Below are 19,065 nucleotides of genomic sequence, written 5' to 3'. Positions count from 1 at the left end.
CGAAAGTAAAATGAATGAAATAGTAAGTAGTGTAACGCTCTGTTTTCAATAGAGTAAACATGCTTGAAATAGTATTATTTCATTAAACAGTTAGGGGTATAAGTTGGGGTATCGAAACTAATTCCCATGTAATTTACTTAATAAAAACGAATAGATAGCCTCTTTGTGGGCGGCATGATGTAATTGCATAGCCGTGCATAACATTGCATAAGCATGCAATGTGAACACTTTAAAGCCCGCAGATTTTATGGTCTGCGGGCTTTTTTAATGGATTAAAGTAAGTCAAAATCTTATATGATCTTTGTTTTTTAAGATTTATCACTGCGGTTAATTAGCTTAGTCCCGCCAGAATTCAACAGCCTATATTCCGAAATGCAAGTAGTTTAAATCCGTAATTTACGTTAGTATAATCCCAAATTATCGAGGAATGTTATTGTGGATAAAATAGATATGTATTCTCGACTCATCAAGCCTCGTCTACTCGAAGCACAGCAAGATACACCCGTAACTTTACTAGCGGGACCACGTCAGGCTGGCAAAACAACCCTAATTAAGCAAGTATCGGTTGAGCAGGGAATCAAGTACATGACATTAGATGATCAGTTAACACTTCTTTCCGCTAAAAACGATCCAGTTGGCATGATAAGAGACATAGACAAGGTTGTTATTGATGAAATTCAACGCGCTCCAGAATTACTATTAGCGATTAAAAAGAGTGTAGATGAAGATAGGCGTCCAGGGCGATTCTTGCTTACCGGATCAGCAAACTTAATGGCAATGCCAAAGGTTGCTGATTCGTTGGCCGGACGAATGGAAACTTTATCTTTATTACCTCTGTCTCAAAGCGAAATAGAGCTACAAACTGCTAATTGGATCGATAACGCATTTCAAGGGCACATTCTTGAGGCTGCGCAGCTATCAGTCGGTGCTGAGCTTGTTGATCGTGTTCTAAAAGGTGGTTATCCAGAATCAGTGGCACGAAAAACAAGTCGCAGACGAGCCAAATGGTCACAACAGTACATTGACGCTATTATCCAGCGGGATGTTAGAGATATTGCAAATATTGATAAACTTGATCAATTACCTCGTTTTCTAAGTGCGCTATGCCAGACTGTAGGTCAAATGTGTAATTATAGTAAACTTGGCGGTCAAGTAGGCCTTGATGGTAAAACAACATCCAGATATATCGGCATTTTTGAGCAAATGTATTTACTAAAACGAATAGACGTTTGGTCTCGTAATCGGCTCAATCGTGTCGTCAAAACCCCAAAGCTACAATTTATTGATTCAGGTTTGTTGAGCACACTGCTTGATTTAACAAAAGATGAAATTCAACTAGATAAAACTCGATTCGGCAATGTACTTGAAACATTTGTTTATGGCGAACTTCTTAAACATACTACAAATTCTGACGGTAATTATCGCATTATGTATTACCGAGATACTGATAAAGTTGAAGTAGATTTTGTAATTGAAAATACGTTAGGGGATATTGTTGGGGTTGAGGTCAAAGCGTCAGCCACTGTTACCGAGAAAGACTTAAAAGGATTAAAAAAGTTGGCAGGGCTCGCTGGTAATCGTTTTAAAACAGGCCTGTTGTTATATGACGGTACCGAAACTATGCCACTCGGTGAAAACATTTGGGCAGCACCGTTATCATCATTATGGGGTAGATAGTCTAATGTGATAGGTATTTTATTGCCAGATTTGCATTGTCATCAGGTTGCATTATTGAAGGGGGTATAAAGCGGGGTACCGTTTCCAAAGCTTTATATTTTTCATTTATTAGCAATGGTATACACATCGATGAGCGGCATGATGTAGTCGAAATTAACTATGTAGCTACTCTTAGTCACATAAACTAAAAACAAAAAAAGCCCGCAGATTTTATAGTCTGCGGGCTTTTTTAATGGTTTTTGGTTTTATAAATTATACGCCACGGAGCAAAACATCGTCATTTCATTGGCTGTCCCCTATCAGGTCTAACTAATTATTAGGAGCCCTAATTTATTGTGACCAGCCATAGATTAAAGTGCCTAAAAACACGACTATGTCTTCGACTTCTTGTGATATCAGTTTAAGGTCGCTTGTGTTGGCCGCTGTTCAGAAATAGGTGTTTTGCTGTTAACAGAAAATAAGCAACCAAGAGCAGCACAAAAAACGACTTAGTAAGCTAAACGCTACCTCATTAATTAATATTCTCGTTACAACCGTCTTTGCACTCGCCATATAAATACAAACTATGATGGGTAAGATTCATTTTATTTGTAACGGCAATGTCTTTCTGACGTTGTTCAATTATGTCATCTTCGAACTCGATAACTTTGCCGCATTTTAAACACACTAAGTGATCGTGATGATTTTTGTTACTTAATTCAAATACAGATTTCCCCCCTTCAAAATGGTGACGCTCAACTATTCCTGCATCATCAAATTGGTTGAGTACTCTGTAAACCGTGGCTAGACCAATATCAGTTTTTGCTTCCAATAACAATTTATAAACGGTATCGGCACAGATATGTTGGTGGGCGGGATCTTGTAAAATATTGAGGATCAACAAACGAGGGTGAGTCACTTTTAGCCCCGCTTTTTTTAGTTCTCTATTTTGTTCCATTATAAGCCTCTCATCATCCTTAACCTGAGCAGTTAGTTGAATTTACTCACAGCTATTGGTTAATTAATGACAGAGTGTAACGACAACTGCCAGTCAATTGCAAATGATAATCGTTATTATTTGCAATAATTTTATAAGCTCAAGAAAACAAATTACTTTTTAAAGTCTATAAGTAGCAAGTCATCATATTTTCAAGCGGTTAATGACATTTCATTAGTCACTTTGTAAATCAGGGGGTATTTTTGAAGTATGGGTATTTCTGACTCTTCGATAATACCTGTTATGGAAACGTCTTTATTAAGGCAAAACATTCTCTCGCGATAAGCACTCAATAAGTTTAATACACCAAAATCGTATTGTAATTTAGTCTATTTACCCCCCCCCGCTAATACAAATAAGAATCACTATCATTTAGATTGACATTTGTTGCCATGTTTTTTAAAGTATCCGCCCTTCAAATTCCTGATTCAACATTTACACGTACAGAACACACTATAAGGAACTTCAATGAGTAAGCTGTTTAAGTATCAAACCCTAGCAACATGTATTGCCATGGCATTTGGTATGAATGTTAATGCACAAGAAACTAATAATGCGGAAAGTAAAACTAAGTCGTCACTAGAACGAATAGTTGTTACCGCTACTGGTTTTGAACAAAAACTAACCGCTGCTCCAGCCAGTATTTCTATTATTACGGAAGACGATATTCGTAGTCGCCCCTTCACCACACTGCTTGATGCCATTAAATATCAAGAAGGTGTAGATGTTGGTTCTAGCCGTGATAAAACCGGTCAAGGCTCTATTAGTATGCGAGGCCTCACGAGTGAATACACATTGATATTGGTTGACGGTAAACGTCAAAATAACCATGGTGACATTTATCCAAATAACTTCGGCGGCAATGCATTTGGACATATTCCACCAATGGATGCTATTGAACGTATTGAAGTGATCCGTGGTCCAGCATCGACCCTTTATGGTGCTGATGCTTTAGGTGGCGCAATTAATATCATTACTAAAAAGTCCCACGGTAAATGGTCAGGCTCCTTAACGTTTGGCCGTAGCCTGCAAAGTGATGACCAATTTGGTGATGACATTACGACTGACTTCTCTGTAATGGGTCCATTAATTAAAGGTGTATTAGACGTAAGTTTACGCGGCAGTGTATACGAACGTTTGGCGTCTTCACCAGAATTTGAACCAGCGACAGATCCAAATGGTGACGTACATTATCGATCATTGGGTTTTGGAAGTGGGGGTAAAACAGTTGATAATACCAATAAACAATATGGTTTCTCATTATTGTTTACACCAGCTAAAGACCACGACGTGCGCTTTGATTACGATAATTCTCAACAAAAATACGATAATACACCCACCTACGATATCGAAAGTGGTGAAATTAGCTACCCATTAGGTACTAAAGACAATATTGAATCAATTTGGCGCACATCACGTGGAGCGGTTTCTCCTCGTGCTGGTTATGCTGCTGATCAAGAATTTGATCGTCAATGGTGGTCATTAAGTTATAACGGTGAGTGGGACTTTGGCCGTTCATTTATTTCTTTATCCTATGTAGATACACAAAACAATGGTCGTACAATGCCATTAAGTGTTGCTGAGCGTCAATTATTGCAAGAAATGTATGATGGCACCGATGCAGCATACGCAGGAATGGACGAAGAAACACGCAAAGCGTTAGCGGCTGAAACTTTTTTACCTAGAAATCAACGTCCATTGGAAAGCAGCCAATATACATTAGACGCGCGTTTAGATATTCCACTAGATAATCTAGCCGGTAACCATAATCTAGTTGTTGGTACTCAAGTAACTAGCGGCGAGTTACTTGACGGTGTATTCGGAATGGAAGAAGGTGAAGCAAATGGCGTACAAGAACAGAATATGTATGCATTATTTATTGAAGACAACTGGACAGTTATTGAACCATTAACCATTACCGCTGGTGTTCGATATGATAATCACGACGTGTTTGGTAGTAATGTGTCTCCTCGTTTATATTCTGTTTACACCTTATCCGGTAATTGGACAATTAAAGGTGGTGTAAGTACTGGTTTTAAAACGCCTCAAACAACGGACCTTTATGACGGCATTACAGGTTTTGGCGGCCAAGGCACGTCTCCCTTCGCAGGAAACCCAGACCTTCAACCCGAAACAAGTGTAAATGGTGAGATTGCTTTATATTGGAGTGATGATGTTGTAGGTCACAACTTTAACATCACTTACTTTAATACTAAATTTAAAGATAAAATTGCCCGTGGCGATACAATTCAAAGCTGTATAGCAACCAATAATGTTCGTCCTTGTGTAAACTTAGGTGCTTATGATTCATTAGGTTATACCACTTATAGCCAAAAAATTAATATTGACAAAGTTGACCTTCAGGGTGTTGAAGTCGCGGGGCGAATTGTAGTTAACCAAGATTGGAATGTTAGTGCTAATTACACATGGACAGATAGCGAGCAAAAAAGTGGTTCTAGTGCAGGTCAACCATTAACTAACACTGCAGAGCACATGGCTAATCTTTCAACTAATTGGTCAATAACTGAAAAACTTAATGCCTATCTCCAATTTGAAATTCGTTCAGATCGATACAGAGATTGGGATAGTGTTTTAGATAGAGCGTTATATTACAAAAGTTACAATGCACTAAATTTAGGTGCGCGCTATAAGTTTACCGATAGTGTCAGTGTAAATTTACGAGTTAACAATTTACTTGATAAAGACTTTACTTCGTATGCTACGGACTATGTTGAATTAGTTAATGACGGTCAGTACTTAGACGATGACAATGAAGTTATATTTACCGATGATTACAATATCAAAGATAAAGCACGTAGTTTCTGGGTTAGTCTTAACGCTACTTTTTAACTAATGCTCGAAAGGGGCTTTTGCCCCTGATTTTGAGGAATATTGAATACACAATGAAATTAGCTCTAGGTAACGCTCGTCAATGGCATTGGATAAGTGCAGCCATCTGTATTGTGGGCATGTTATTTTTTTCGTGGACTGGCATAACACTTAACCATGCGGCGGATATTCCTGCTAATTCAGATATCACCACCATAGAGGCGAGTATCCCTGAAGTGATGTTACAAGCTTGGCAAACCACTGCTAAAAATGAAGATACTCTGCCTAACAATATTAGGCAGTACTTATCGTCCGAACATCAACTAGATATTTCTGCCAGGTTAGTGGGTGAACTGAATGACGGCGAATTTTATTTAGCAATGCCCAACCCTGGTGTGGATGCATGGCTTTCAATCGATATTGAAAGTGGTGAATTAATTTATGAAAAAACTAACCGAGGTTGGATTTCATTTTTTAATGATCTACACAAAGGTCGTTATACCAATACTGCTTGGGTTTGGTTTATAGATATTTTTGCAGTCTGTTCAATTGTATTTTGTTTAAGTGGTTTATGGTTGCTCTATAAACAATCAACATTTCGCTTGTCTACCTGGCCAATAGTGGCGTTAGGCGTACTTTTACCCTTAGTTATAATTTTAACCAGTTTACATTAAGCGTTAATAACAGTGTTTTGCTAGGTGCGTTTATTTTAAATGCCTTGGTATTTTATTGGGTCTATTAAGCTTAAATATTTGTAAGGAAAATGCATGAAGTCCAAAATTTTTTTACGTTTATCCCTTGTTTATAGTCTTGCTTTTGGTGGTTTTAGTTATGCCGCTGATAATAGTTTATCGGTGGAAATAGAAATTCCTCGTATGAATGTGGCCGAATATCATAAACCCTACGTAGCGGTTTGGTTAGAAGACAGCAACCGCAGAGCAACACAAGTTGCCTTATGGTACGACTTGGATATGAAAGACAATGAAGGGAAAAAATGGTTGAAAGACATTCGCCAATGGTGGCGACGTGTTGGCCGAAAAGCCGAACAGCCATTTGATGGTTTAACGTCAGCAACCAAAGGTCCTGGTAAACATAGATTGTCGATAGATTTAGATGCAAAACACTTATCAAGTATACCCTCAGGTGATTATCAATTACGCATAGAAGCGTCTAGAGAAGTCGGTGGCAAAGAGGTCATTAACATACCTTTGTTTTGGCCACCTAAAGCCAGTGATTATCCTAAATCAGCCAAGGGCAGCTCAGAATTGGGCAATGTAAATATTCAGCTTAATTAACAAATTTTAATAAAATAAAGGAATCGAATAATGAAAATATCTAGACCGTTTAAAGTGTTAATTTCTATGGGCATGCTCATAGGATTAAGTTTTAATGCTTCTGCCCATAGAGCTTGGATAGTGCCGAGTAGTACTAACTTGTCTGGTGACGCTCCTTGGGTAACATTTGACGCTGCGGTGTCAAACTCTTTGTTTGTCCCAGAACATGTACCATTGCGAGTAAAAGGGTTAAAGGTGACAGATCCAAATGGCAACTTAATTGACGTGGAAAATGCCCATACAGGAAAATACCGCACAACTTTTGACTTAAATCTAGTGACTGAAGGAACTTACAAAATTGGTTATGCTTCTGGTGGTTTACGTGCATCTTGGAAAGATAAAGAAGGTAATCGTAAAAGATGGCCAGGACGAGGACAAACCGCTAATGATGCGGACTTTGCTACAGCAGTTCCCCAAAATGCTGATGAGTTACAAGTATCACAAAGTTACCGAACCTTAGAAACATTTGTCACAGCGGGAGAACCCAGCAACAAAGTATTTAACCCCTCCAACTCAGGTCTAGAGTTAGTACCTGTTACACATCCAAATGATTTATTTGTTGGCGAAACGGCTAAATTCCAATTTATATTCCAAGGTAAACCAGCTGTGGGCGTTAAATTAGCTTTTGTGAAGGGTAATACACGCTACCGTAACGAACAAAATCAAATTGACCTAGTCACGGATAAAAAAGGTTACGTGAATGTCACATGGCCAGAAGCGGGTATGTACTTGCTTGAAGCTGAATTTGAAGATGAACTTGCTCAAGCCCCAGCCACCAAAAGAACAGGTAGTTATGGCGCAACTTTTTCTGTGTTACCAGAATAACTATTGGTTTAATGTTCCCTGATTAAAGTAAATTTATGCAAAGCTTGTATCTAACAGTTGTACTCATTGTCGCTTGGTTTGTGCTTTGTGGTGTTATGTGGCGTTTACACAAAGCACGACAAAGGGTAGACACTACACTTAATAGTTCAGTTTTAGTTGTATACGCCAGTCAAACAGGTAATGCACAAACCATTGCCCATAATTGTGCTCAAGCTTTGAGTTTATCCACCTCAAGTGTCATGACATTAAACAATGTAACTCTTGAGCATTTAAAACAGGTAAAAAAAGTACTGTTTGTAGTAAGTACCTATGGTGATGGAGAAGCCCCGGACAACGGTAACCTCTTCGCAAAACACCTCACCAGTGAATTACCGGCAGCAGATGAAAAACAAGCTACTGCTGCGGGCTCTATGGTTTTGAGTCATTTACAGTATTCCGTTATTGCATTAGGTGATAGGAACTACCCTGAATTTTGTGCCTTTGGTTTTCACGTTAACCAAGTCATGTTAGAGGCAAAAGCTGAGTTATTAGAAGACGTCATCACAGTTGACAATTATGATGAACAGCATACACATTTAGCAGACATCACACCTAAGTGGCTGAATCTGCAACAAGACACACAACCAATTACAGCAGTCTCTTCTCCACAATATTGGCAATTAACTGGCCGAGAAATACTTAATCCTGGATATGACGACGAGGCGTTATTACACCTTAGTTTTAAAAGTATTGGAGCTTCGCCAGTTTGGCAAGCAGGTGATTTAGTCGACATCCAACCACAACACCCCATCAATCGAGTTGAAAGTTGGTTAGATAAGAACAACTTAGATGGCGACTTATTATTAACTTACAAAGGGCAGCAACAAAGCTTAAGAGCATGGCTTGCGGTAAGAGAATTACCGAATTCCTGTCCAACTATTATTGATGACTTATTAGCACAGTTACCTTACTTAAGTAAACGTAGTTATTCAGTTGCGTCTGTTTCTGAAAATGGACAATTGCAATTAGTGGTACGATTATTAAGAAAGAATGATAACTCCTTAGGCTTGGCTTCTGGCTACTTAGGACATTTTTGTCAATTGGGCGACATAATCCAAGGGCAAATTAAATCCATTCCTCAGCATCATAACCATCAACTAAACAAACCTATTATATTGATTGGTACAGGTAGTGGTATAGCCGGCTTAAAAGCCCAGTTAGCAGCACGAATACTAGCTAAGCAACAAGGTAACTCAGACATTGGAGATAGCTGGTTAATTTTTGGCGAACGAAATAGCGATCCTCAATTACCTATTAATCAACTTTTATTTTCTTTAAAAGAAAAAAATCTGACTAAACTAAGCTGTGCTTTTTCACGAGACAGCCAACATCCTAAATATGTACAAAATATACTGCAAAATGAACAGTTATTACTCAAGCGGTGGCTTGATAATGACGCGGTAATATATGTATGTGGTTGTTTATCAGGTATGGGAGAAAGTGTTCAGCAAGCCTTACTCGATATATTAGGACAAAAGGTTGTTGAAAAACTACAACAGCAAGGACATTATATTCGGGATGTTTATTAAGCTAACCATAAGTAATAAGTTGGCGAGTCAACAACATCCTAAAAAAATGAAACAACAGCTGTGAATGCTCCCCTAAAAAGTTTCAAAAAATCTATCAGTAAGCAAATTTGCGGTGTTACCTCACACCATAAGTGCCTGTTGTACAAATCAAACTTATAGTTTACTTTGGTTGTAAATTGAATGTAAACGTAGAAGATAATCTTGAAAAGTGATAACTGGCCAACCATCGAGGAGTATTTTCATAAAGCGCTAGAGTTACCTATTGATTCTAGACTTGAATTTATCACCCAAGAATTTGCAAACGAACCCGACATTCAACAGGCAATTATCAGCCTATTAAAACATACCCAAGAAACCCAAGCGCTTGGCCAAATTGTAGGAAAAGTCACCCATAGTGTTTTTGATTCCCAGCAAGATTTAAGCGGCACTATGGCAGGGCCATACAAACTAATAAAATGCATCGAAACGGGCGGCATGGGGGCAATTTATATTGCAGAAAGAGCAGACAACCAATATGAAAAAAGGGTGGCTGTTAAGCTCATAAAGTCGATGAGCACTAGTGAGTATTTGTTGATCCGATTTAAAGAAGAGCGACAAATACTCGCTAATCTGGAACACAATAATATAACGCGTCTTATAGATGGCGGCACAACAGAAGGCGGGGTCCCATTTCTAGTTATGGAGTATGTCGAAGGCCTACCCATAGACCAATATTGTGAAAAGCATCAACTGACTTTAAAACAACGCCTAAATCTTTTCGTAAAGGTGTGTGACGCGATTCAATATGCCCATCAAAACTTGGTCGTACATTGTGATCTAAAGCCCGAAAATATATTAGTCAACCAAGACGGCGAGCCTAAAGTCATGGACTTTGGTATTTCCCATTTATTAAACAAGACAGAATTAAGTTCAGACGCTCCCCGCTTACTCACCATACAATATGCTAGCCCCGAACAAATATCAGGAGGCACCATAAGTGTATCTTCAGATATATACTCCTTGGGCGCAGTTTTATATAAAATGCTAACAGGCAGTATTACCTTTCCTGTGGACGCAACGAGTAAAGAAAAAGTACTTGAGTACATTGAGGCTCAACAAGTCACCATCCCAAGTAAAAAGGCCAGCAATAACCCAGTTTCCTATTATAAAAATACCGCGCAACTCATTGATACTGACCTTGATGCCATTGTCACAAAAGCGATTCAAGCTAGTAGCAGCGATAGATACAATTCTGCAGCTGATTTTGCAGAAGATATAACCCGTAAGCTAGGTCAACACCCAGTGCTTGCCCGTTCGCCTAGTTGGCCTCATCATAGCTATCTGTTTTTTAGAAGAAATGCACTATCGTCACTCATGGGCATAGTACTTTTTTTATCAGTAATCAGTGCAAGTGCTGCTATTTGGTATCAATCAACACAAGTAGAACTTCAACGAGATATTGCACAGCAAGAGCGGGATACTGCGCTGACAGAACAACAAAAATCCAAGGCCGTCACTAAGTTTATTACGAACATGTTCGATAGTATCGATCCCGACAAGGCTCAAGGTAACGAAATAACGGTACGTAACGTACTGGATTCGGCGACCGAAAAACTTAACGATCCTGAACAATCAGAACTGGCTGAACAACCCATGGTATTGGCTGAAATACGCCGAACAATTGGTTACATTTATATGCGAATTGGAAAGCTCCAAGAATCAATTGCACAATTAGAAATAGCTAATGCGCTCTACCAAAAGTTTCCTGATAAAGATATAGACGGACATATCACCGCCTTAAATGAGCTAAGTAATGCTTATAGTCGAGCAGACCGGCAAAGTGATAGGCGTATCATATTAGAAACCATAGTTGTCCAAGCTAAACAAGTATTGGGAGAACAGCACGAGCGTACTATAGGTTATACGCTCAACCTAGGTGGTTATTACAATAACTCCGGGCAACATCAAAAAGCTATTGACACTCATTTACAAGTGCTTGAAAGCGCTAAAAAACATTTAGGTGAGAAAAGCCAAATGACGGTACTTGCATTAGCAAGTTTAGGTAATGATTATCAGCAATATGGTGATATCGAGACGTCGACAAGCTTTTATCATCAAGCTTTATCGTTAGCAAAAGAAACCTTGGGTGACAAACATACCTTGGTCATTTATATACTCGAAAGGTTAATCACTATTCATCACGAGCAAGGGGCATTTGATATTAGTAAACCATTTGTTGAAGAGTTAATGACGCTCACCGACTCAGTGTTAGGACCAGATCACCAAGACAGCCATAGAGCGAAGTACCTCTATGCCAAATTATTAAGCTCGGAAGAACGTTATACAGAGTGTTTGCAGATTTTAAATCAATCACTGCAAACCCTACCTGGAATTATTGGTGAAAACCATTTTCACGTATTTAATACAAAAACGTTCAAGGCCCAAACGTTATCAAAACTGTCTTTGCACAACGAAGCCATTTTGTTATCACTTGAAGTCATCGATGATATAACAGCCAAATATGGTGAACTTGGTAAGAAAACGCTTTTGGAATATCGCACCTTAGGGAAGCTTTACAAAGCGTCCGGAAATCTAGATAAAGCCAGAGAAGTTTATACATCAGTGCTGCAGAAATGGCGGAGGTTTACAACAATTACCCCGTTTGATATTAAAGACAAATCCGAATCACTTTACTTTTTATACACAGAATTATTGGCACTCGATTTAATCAGCAACCAACCATTAAGTGCCATAAAGTTTCTTAAACAGGCCATAGAAGTGACTCAAATAGACAGCGAACAAGACTACCCTAACTTAGCCGAAAATATTCAATTACTGAAAAAATTGATGCAACAACATACCCCAAATGACAATGTTCAATAGTGTGTAGAATATTGATAGGATCGCGCACTTGGTACTTGAATTCGTGTAAAAACAAGCCATCGAGTAGGGTGAGAAAATGCAGGGTGAGACGATGATTCTCGCTCAACCCACTTAGTATCAGGGATTACCTATTGTTGTTTATAAAGAGGGTTTTCACCTCTATTCCCATCACCTTGATAAAGAGGGTTATTCATATTACCAAAAAAGCTTAATAATTGCTCAAATATTGATTGTTCAGGAATTACTTCAGCATACGCAAAATTAGTAAAAGACATACCGACTACACAAGTTAAAACTACACATAATTTTTTCTTATTCATATTTATTTATCCCTAATATAATTCAACTCATTCGAAAACCAAATAAGTTAAACAAACTTACTATGGTTCAAAAAAATGTCAATAAAACTCGGAGCGGGATTAGGACGGTTGTATTAAAAAGAGCTTAAAGGTGATCCCCTAATCCGGATAATCAAGACAGCCTTAGAGCGAAGTATCTCTATGCCAAGGTGCTAAACCCTGTAGCGGTTAATCAATAATGACAGCTATGTAGACTCTTCAAGTGCCAACTCTCGATACACCCAAGCCTTAGAAAACTTCAATTCTCGCTCTATTGTTCTGACTGATACCGTATATAAATCGGCTATATGCTGAATACTTAAGCCGGCGAATGTTTCTAGCTCAAGTATTTTGGCCTTACGATCATCTAATACGATTAAACTTTCTAATGCGTTATGTAATGACAGAAACTGTGTCATGTCTAATTCAGCATCATTTAACTGGGTGTTAAGTGTGATTTTCAAGGCATTCGCACCGCGTTTTTTGCGACTAATACTACGGGCATGATCGACTAGAATACGGCGCATGGTTCTGCTTGCTAAAGTATAAAAATGCTGGCGATCTACAAAACTCACATCCGCATCAAATAAATTTAAAAACACTTCATTTACCAGTGCAGCAGTTTCTAAAGTATGACCCGCTCGTTCTCGGCTCATATAAACCCGAGCTCGTCTTTCTAACTCTGAATACACGAGATTACTAACACTAGCCAACGCCGCTTCATCACCATTCTGCCATTGGTCCAACAATTCAGTAATATTCTCTTTGCAAATTTTTGCAGTCATTCAAAAAAGCCTATGAGTTGATTGTGTTTAATACGGCTAACTTACTACGTTTATTCGGTTTGTAATTCACGATTAAGTAAGAGTGTAGGTAATCTAACTAAATATACAGCCCAACCTCAGAATAAAGCAAATAACATAGTATTTACAAAGCACTCTAAGAGGTCATTTTAAATTATTTGTAATTTTGTTGTCGTTTTTACATCAAGCCGTCGCTTACTGATATAGCCCATATAAAAAGGCTTCTGAAAACACAGTTCGATGAGTTCAAGAAGCCTTTCATTAGATTCATTATCATTGAAGGATTAACGTGATGACAACAACAATCGCTCCTAAATACTCTAACGATCGAGTAGACAAAACCTATGCACTAAATCTATCACAAAAACTACAAAGAACGGCTCTCCAGCTCTGTTGCAACGCCCTACCAACACTGGGTGTTAACATTGCTCTTTATCACTTTATGCACACTCGTAAGCGTCGGCCTTATGGGGTCAATGAACTTCCACATGAGTTTCAAACTGCGACCTTACCTTATCGAAATGGCTATATCGTTACCCACACCTGGGGCAGTGGAGATAAAATTATTTATCTTGTTCATGGCTGGGAGAGTAACTCTATATGGATGAAAGGGTTTATTGCCCCCTTGCTTAAAGATGGATATAAGGTCATTGCCTTTGATATGCCCTCCCATGGTCGTTCTAGTAAACAAGCCACTCATTTAGGTGATTTCGCATCGGCCCTAGAGTTTGTTATATGCGTTTATGGAAAACCATTTGGTATTGTGGCGCACTCTTTTGGGGGTACCGCAACTGTACTGCTACTTAGCCAAAGCCGAGATTTTTTGCCTCAAAGGCTGTGTTTAATTGCCCCCATGAAGTCTCTCGACAAGCACTTGCAAGTCTTTAACACAGTGACAGGGCTATCCGAATCTATTATGAATAAGCTTTTTTTAACACTCAAAAAGCGTTATTCCCTAGAAGCAAAAAAGACCGACATAACCCAATTAATCAAAAGCATAAACGTCTCCGGTTTGTTAATTCATGATGAAGACGATCGCTTGATACCCGTTGCTGATGGAAATCATTTGGCAGCTGCATGGAGTGGTGCCCGCTATTTAAAAACCCGTGAACTAGGCCATAGAAAGATTTTACAGGACCCGCAGGTTATTCGCGAAGCGACTAATTATATTTTGGGGCTAGCTTAATGTCAGCACAACTGACTATTCGACATCTTTGTATAAACGGACGTGTTTAAATTTTGATAAAACGCAGCACGCCACGGAGCAACACTATGAGTACATATATGGACACAAACACTTTCAAAACTCGCTATTTCAAGTGGGTCATTCAGCGGCCCAAGCGGGTAACCTTTGGGTCGTTTTTAATAGTTTTGCTTTTGGGGTTGGGCATTGCCAAAGTGCACAAAGAATCATCGGTAGATGCTTTTGTCCCGCATAATCATCCCGCCTCAGTCGCCAGAGAACAAGCCGCGGCTATTTTTGGATTAGAAGATCCCATAATAGTAGGCCTCGTTGTACCGAAAAGTGGGTCCGTATTTACACCAACAAACATCGAAACCTTACGCCGTATAGAAAAAAAAATAAGCACCTTACCCAATGTCAAAAAGCAAAACTTTATTAGCATTCTCAACGAAAGCGCTATTCGAGGTGAAAATGGCGATTTAATTGTAGAGCCAATTGTACCTTCCGGACCAATTTCTATGTTAGGTGCACAGCAAGCATTTGAACGAGTCAATAGCATGAGTATGATGAGAGGATTATTGGCGTCACCAAGCGGTGATACGTTAACCTTGATTGTTCCCGTTGAAGATGCCAATCACGCCACCGACACCTATAGTAAAATACTAGCCATTGCGAATGCAGAGTCTACACCTTATTTAAAAGTCCATGTTACCGGTGTGGCATCTATGAACGGTCGGTTAGCCCAGATGATTACCCAAGACAGTCGCAAGTTTATCCCTGCTGCGGTATTCACCGCCCTAGTGATTATTTGGTTAGCGTTACGTAATGTGCGTGGTTTGATTGGTCCCTTCTATATTATCGCTGGTTCTGGGGCAATGACCATAGGTTTGATGGGGTGGTTAGGGGCTGAATATTACCTAATCACTACTGCTTTGCCTGTCATTATAATGGCTATAGCTATCGCCGATAGCCTGCACATATCAAGCATATTTTTACACAAGTGCCGCTCTCAAATTACAGAAACACGACAGCAGAATTTGCTAGATGCACTTGAACATACGGCTTTGCCAGTCACATTAACTACAATCACAACTGTTGCTGGATTTACGGGCTTAGCCTTAGGTTCAAGCATACAGCCCATTTCTGAGTTTGGTTGGTTTGCAGCCATAGGTTCACTCATGGCTTGGCTACTTAGCCTAACGGCCTTACCTGCGATTATTGTTTTGAGTAACTTACAACCTAATAGTAAGCGAACTGAATCTGAGTTTATCCTGACCGACCGTTTCATTAAAACTGTCACCCAAAAAGCGTTTAACAAACCTGTACTGACGACCAGCATTACGGCTTTTTTAATCATTACTATGTCTTACTTTGCGCTTCACGCTCACTTTAATTACCAAAGACAAAGTTATTTTCAAACTGATGAACAAGTGCGTATTGCCGACCTAACAATGAATGAACGCTTACAAGGCTTAAATTTTTTGGACGTAGTGGTATCTGCACCGCAAGAGGGAGGGTTAATGACACCAGAAGCCATGACAGGGATCGCAGATTTACAAAGTAAACTCAGTGAGCAGCCCTTTGTCGCAAAAACCACCTCAATTGTCGACTATATGACCTTAATGCATAGTGTGTTGACTGATGCGCCAAAGGGCAGTCTCCCAACTGCTAGTAATGCGCCCGCACAATATATGTTTTTGTATGAAGCTTCGGGGGATCCTGGCGACTTTAACGAAGAAATTGATTTTAATTATCAGTATGCATTGATACGCACGCAGCTCACAACCGACAAATATAGCGACGTTGTTGGCACGGTTGCTCTTTTTAATAATATTGCCCACAAATGGTCCCTTGAAAACAACCTAGAAGCCAAGGTTAGCGGCAGGGTTGCGGTTAATGTAGGTTGGATGAGCCTATTAGCCGAATCACACTTTCAAGGTTTGGGATTAGCAGTATTGTTTGTGTTCCTTGCCTCTTTGTTAGTATTTAGGTCATTTTTACGAGCGTTGTTAAGTTTAGTACCCATTGCCACTGGTGTGTTATTTACCTACGCCTTTATGGGCGCGTTTAGCATCGACATTGCACCTGCCACCTCAATGACGGCAGCCATTTCTACCGGCTTAGGTGTCGACTTTGCGATTCACCTAATTTGGAGTATTCAGCAAACTAAACAACAAGGTGCGAGTACTAAAGAGGCATTTACAGGGGATTATTTAGTGACAGCTCGAGCCTGCTTATTTTCGGCAATGGCCTTAGCTGTTGCGTTATGTGTTTTGTGCTTAAGCTCTGCGCCACCATTGCAGTGGTTTGGTACGTTGGTGGCTTCAGCCGCTATAGGCAGTTTAGTAGGGGCAATATTTATCATACCAGCACTCTACTCTTTGGGTAAAACAGAACCGTTTTTAGTAAATGTTAAAGGGACCTGCTAATGAAACACTTTTTCTTATATATAAATATCAGCCTTCTGTGCTTATTTTCATCCGTCGTACAGGCGACAGAACCTGCAACAAGTTTAAGTCCAATGGAGGTCGCTGAAAACATAGTCAATCGTTCAGCTAGTAAAGCGCGTGTCGGTTACATGCATTTTATTATGCGAAATGAGTCGGGCTCAGAACGTAAGCGCTCGGCACTATTAGTTCATTCTCAAGAGCCTGCTAAAACTAAGATAGGCATTTACTTTACCAAACCTGCTGGGCTACAAAACACGAGTTTTTTAAGTCACGACAACAGCAACAGCCAAGACCAAAACTGGTTATATCTGCCTGCGACCGACAGAGTACGAAAACTGCCAGCATCTAGCAGAGGTGACTACTTTATGGGTACCGACTTAAGTTATGGCGATATTAAAGACAACTTTAAGTTTGCATTAGAAGATTGGGATTTTAGTCTAGGTGAACAACAAATAGAAAATGGCAAAAGCTTTTATTTTTTGCAAGGAACGCCTAAAAATGAAGGTATTAAACAAGAACTTGGCTACGCAAGTTTCACATCTAAAATTGACCCTGACACATGGTTTCCAGTAAACATAAAATATACCGATGTTTATCATGCCCCGTTAAAAGAAATCACTATTTCAAAGTTGGAAATGATTGCTGAAACTTGGATAGCCACTCACTTTTCTGTATTCAATTCACAGCTGTCCCATCAAACGGAAATTGTACTTAGCGATATGCAATACCTGCCTAACCTACCATCAAACCTGCTCTCTGCCGACGAGCTAGCTTATGGCGCACCACTTATGCTGTTGGATGAAGGTGAATAACAATGTTGGTCACTGTGCCCTTTAAAAAAACCGGTGAAAATATGGCTCCCCCATTGTTAGTCATGCTCATATTATATTTAGGCCTTACAAATTTAGTATATGCGGCAACAAATACGTCAACCATTTGGTCTATCGACTACAGATTTAGCACTAATCTACACAACGGTGATCTAGAATTTTCGCGATTTAGTCTCGCTTCACAAACACGTTTTAGCTTGAGTCGTAACTGGAGTGCCCAACTTGAAGCAAGAGCCGAGTTTGCTAATGATGATGTTGGCTTAGGCACAATCAATGGTTATTCATCACTGAGTCGCCCTTTAGTTGATAAAAAACATACTCGTCTTGAAATAGATAGAGCCTTTATTCAATGGCGCAAACGAGCTCATAGCTTTACATTAGGTAAACAAGTCACGCCATGGGGAGTGTTAGACGGAGTTCAAATTACCGACCGTTTTGATCCTGTGCGCAGACGTGATTTTATTTTTACTGACGTTAGACCTGAACGTATAGCTAGGTGGGGAGCACGGTGGCGCAATAAAATAGGTAACTTTAAACTAGACACTTCATTTGCACTAGATGGCACAATAACCCAACAAGCAGAACCTGGAACGTTGTTTTTTACTACTTCAACACGTTTTACTGGGGGGGTAGATGTCACCAATACACCAGTTAATATAAGCAGTCAAAACCGCAACAACAGTCTTGCACAATCGACATTTGGAGCGCGTGTTTCTCATCCTTTAGGTGAAGGTGACATATCATTTTTACTATTTAGAGGCCCAGATACAGACCCAATACTCAGCTTAACAACTCTCCAAGCAATGAATGAACAGATTGCTGTAGAACTTAACTATCAGCGCCGCACGCTATATGGCGCAACCTATGATGCCACGATAGGTGAAACAGTGTTACGTGGCGAACTTGCCTACATACCTGATCAGCCTATTAATATTATAGGTGATACACCTTTACAGTCTGCAGTTGCACAGCGCTTGTTAGCCGGTTTTGGTATTGACTGGAGCGCACCAGAGCAATGGTTTGTAAACGCACAACTGGCGCTTGATTATATCGATTCACAGGAGTTCGACTTGTTGCGCCCTGATACAGACACGATTTTAACACTGCGAGCCCAGCGCTTATTCATAAATGGCCGTTTATTATTTAAAGTAGAGTTGTTAGGCACCATCAATCAACGGGACGGTGTGTTACGCCCAGAACTTGTTTATGAATACTCCGATAAGCTAAAACTACGCAGCGGCATAGACTGGTTGTTTGGCGACGAAAACAGCCAATTTGGTCAATTTAAAGACAATTCAAGATTATGGTTTGCAGCTACCTATACCTTTTGAACAATCTGAGAATCGGCTGCAAAACATCTAAAAAGCTCAAATAGCGATGTTTGGCTTTT

14 protein-coding genes are annotated in these 19,065 nt (G+C 39.6%); 11 read left to right on the top strand and 3 right to left on the bottom strand.

Going from position 1 to position 19,065, the window contains the following annotated elements; genetic code table 11:
- The first annotated feature begins 435 nt into the window (after positions 1-435).
- Positions 436-1,677, top strand: coding sequence for an ATP-binding protein (locus ABJK37_RS19240; RefSeq protein WP_348357268.1), 1,242 nt, complete (start codon positions 436-438; stop codon positions 1,675-1,677).
- Between the two features lie 511 nt (positions 1,678-2,188).
- On the opposite strand, the gene fur is transcribed toward ABJK37_RS19240, so the two are convergent.
- Complete coding sequence (fur, locus tag ABJK37_RS19235; protein ID WP_348357265.1) at positions 2,189-2,614, bottom strand: ferric iron uptake transcriptional regulator; 426 nt, start codon at positions 2,612-2,614, stop codon at positions 2,189-2,191.
- A gap of 564 nt (positions 2,615-3,178) precedes the next feature.
- Between fur and ABJK37_RS19230 the strand changes: the two genes are divergently transcribed.
- The 6 genes from ABJK37_RS19230 to ABJK37_RS19205 all read left to right on the top strand — a co-directional run bounded on the left by ABJK37_RS19230 (position 3,179) and on the right by ABJK37_RS19205 (position 12,071).
- A complete protein-coding gene (locus tag ABJK37_RS19230; RefSeq protein WP_348357425.1) occupies positions 3,179-5,503 on the top strand; it encodes a TonB-dependent receptor in 2,325 nt (774 codons plus the stop codon).
- 53 nt (positions 5,504-5,556) lie between these two features.
- Positions 5,557-6,156, top strand: coding sequence for a PepSY-associated TM helix domain-containing protein (locus tag ABJK37_RS19225; RefSeq protein ID WP_348357263.1), 600 nt, complete (start codon positions 5,557-5,559; stop codon positions 6,154-6,156).
- A 93-nt stretch (positions 6,157-6,249) separates the two neighbouring features.
- Positions 6,250-6,777: a DUF2271 domain-containing protein gene (locus ABJK37_RS19220; protein WP_348357261.1), complete on the top strand. Its 528-nt coding sequence runs from the start codon at positions 6,250-6,252 to the stop codon at positions 6,775-6,777.
- 30 nt (positions 6,778-6,807) lie between these two features.
- A complete protein-coding gene (locus ABJK37_RS19215) occupies positions 6,808-7,641 on the top strand; it encodes a DUF4198 domain-containing protein (protein ID WP_348357259.1) in 834 nt (277 codons plus the stop codon).
- 35 nt (positions 7,642-7,676) lie between these two features.
- Positions 7,677-9,209, top strand: a complete 1,533-nt coding sequence (locus ABJK37_RS19210; protein ID WP_348357257.1) for a flavodoxin domain-containing protein — start codon at positions 7,677-7,679, stop codon at positions 9,207-9,209.
- 201 nt (positions 9,210-9,410) lie between these two features.
- Positions 9,411-12,071, top strand: a complete 2,661-nt coding sequence (locus ABJK37_RS19205; protein ID WP_348357255.1) for a serine/threonine-protein kinase — start codon at positions 9,411-9,413, stop codon at positions 12,069-12,071.
- A 128-nt stretch (positions 12,072-12,199) separates the two neighbouring features.
- On the opposite strand, the gene ABJK37_RS19200 is transcribed toward ABJK37_RS19205, so the two are convergent.
- The gene (locus tag ABJK37_RS19200; RefSeq protein WP_348357253.1) at positions 12,200-12,391 is read right to left on the bottom strand and encodes a hypothetical protein; all 192 of its coding nucleotides are present in this window, start codon (positions 12,389-12,391) and stop codon (positions 12,200-12,202) included.
- Between the two features lie 224 nt (positions 12,392-12,615).
- Complete coding sequence (locus tag ABJK37_RS19195) at positions 12,616-13,194, bottom strand: ECF-type sigma factor (protein WP_348357251.1); 579 nt, start codon at positions 13,192-13,194, stop codon at positions 12,616-12,618.
- Positions 13,195-13,504: 310 nt separating this feature from the next.
- Between ABJK37_RS19195 and ABJK37_RS19190 the strand changes: the two genes are divergently transcribed.
- The 4 genes from ABJK37_RS19190 to ABJK37_RS19175 all read left to right on the top strand — a co-directional run bounded on the left by ABJK37_RS19190 (position 13,505) and on the right by ABJK37_RS19175 (position 19,006).
- A complete protein-coding gene (locus ABJK37_RS19190) occupies positions 13,505-14,398 on the top strand; it encodes an alpha/beta hydrolase (protein WP_348357249.1) in 894 nt (297 codons plus the stop codon).
- 86 nt (positions 14,399-14,484) lie between these two features.
- Positions 14,485-16,824 (top strand): MMPL family transporter, encoded by a 2,340-nt coding sequence (locus ABJK37_RS19185; protein WP_348357247.1) that lies wholly within the window; start codon positions 14,485-14,487, stop codon positions 16,822-16,824.
- The gene (locus ABJK37_RS19180; RefSeq protein ID WP_348357245.1) at positions 16,824-17,657 is read left to right on the top strand and encodes an outer membrane lipoprotein-sorting protein; all 834 of its coding nucleotides are present in this window, start codon (positions 16,824-16,826) and stop codon (positions 17,655-17,657) included. The genes ABJK37_RS19185 and ABJK37_RS19180 overlap by 1 nt, the downstream gene beginning before the upstream one ends.
- Positions 17,658-17,659: 2 nt before the next feature.
- Complete coding sequence (locus ABJK37_RS19175) at positions 17,660-19,006, top strand: DUF1302 family protein (protein WP_348357243.1); 1,347 nt, start codon at positions 17,660-17,662, stop codon at positions 19,004-19,006.
- Positions 19,007-19,065: the final 59 nt, after the last annotated feature.

It is taken from the genome of Paraglaciecola sp. (genome assembly GCF_039964565.1).
Lineage (GTDB): Bacteria > Pseudomonadota > Gammaproteobacteria > Enterobacterales > Alteromonadaceae > Paraglaciecola.
This window is presented reverse-complemented; position numbering and strand designations above follow the sequence as displayed.

Coding starts and splice junctions, on each gene's coding strand:
- fur (WP_348357265.1), bottom strand. CDS start 2,614: ATGGAACAAAATAGAGAACTAAAAAAAGCGGGGCTAAAAGTGACTCAC.
- ABJK37_RS19230 (WP_348357425.1), top strand. CDS start 3,179: ATGAATGTTAATGCACAAGAAACTAATAATGCGGAAAGTAAAACTAAG.
- ABJK37_RS19225 (WP_348357263.1), top strand. CDS start 5,557: ATGAAATTAGCTCTAGGTAACGCTCGTCAATGGCATTGGATAAGTGCA.
- ABJK37_RS19220 (WP_348357261.1), top strand. CDS start 6,250: ATGAAGTCCAAAATTTTTTTACGTTTATCCCTTGTTTATAGTCTTGCT.
- ABJK37_RS19215 (WP_348357259.1), top strand. CDS start 6,808: ATGAAAATATCTAGACCGTTTAAAGTGTTAATTTCTATGGGCATGCTC.
- ABJK37_RS19210 (WP_348357257.1), top strand. CDS start 7,677: ATGCAAAGCTTGTATCTAACAGTTGTACTCATTGTCGCTTGGTTTGTG.
- ABJK37_RS19200 (WP_348357253.1), bottom strand. CDS start 12,391: ATGAATAAGAAAAAATTATGTGTAGTTTTAACTTGTGTAGTCGGTATG.
- ABJK37_RS19195 (WP_348357251.1), bottom strand. CDS start 13,194: ATGACTGCAAAAATTTGCAAAGAGAATATTACTGAATTGTTGGACCAA.
- ABJK37_RS19190 (WP_348357249.1), top strand. CDS start 13,505: ATGACAACAACAATCGCTCCTAAATACTCTAACGATCGAGTAGACAAA.
- ABJK37_RS19185 (WP_348357247.1), top strand. CDS start 14,485: ATGAGTACATATATGGACACAAACACTTTCAAAACTCGCTATTTCAAG.
- ABJK37_RS19180 (WP_348357245.1), top strand. CDS start 16,824: ATGAAACACTTTTTCTTATATATAAATATCAGCCTTCTGTGCTTATTT.
- ABJK37_RS19175 (WP_348357243.1), top strand. CDS start 17,660: ATGTTGGTCACTGTGCCCTTTAAAAAAACCGGTGAAAATATGGCTCCC.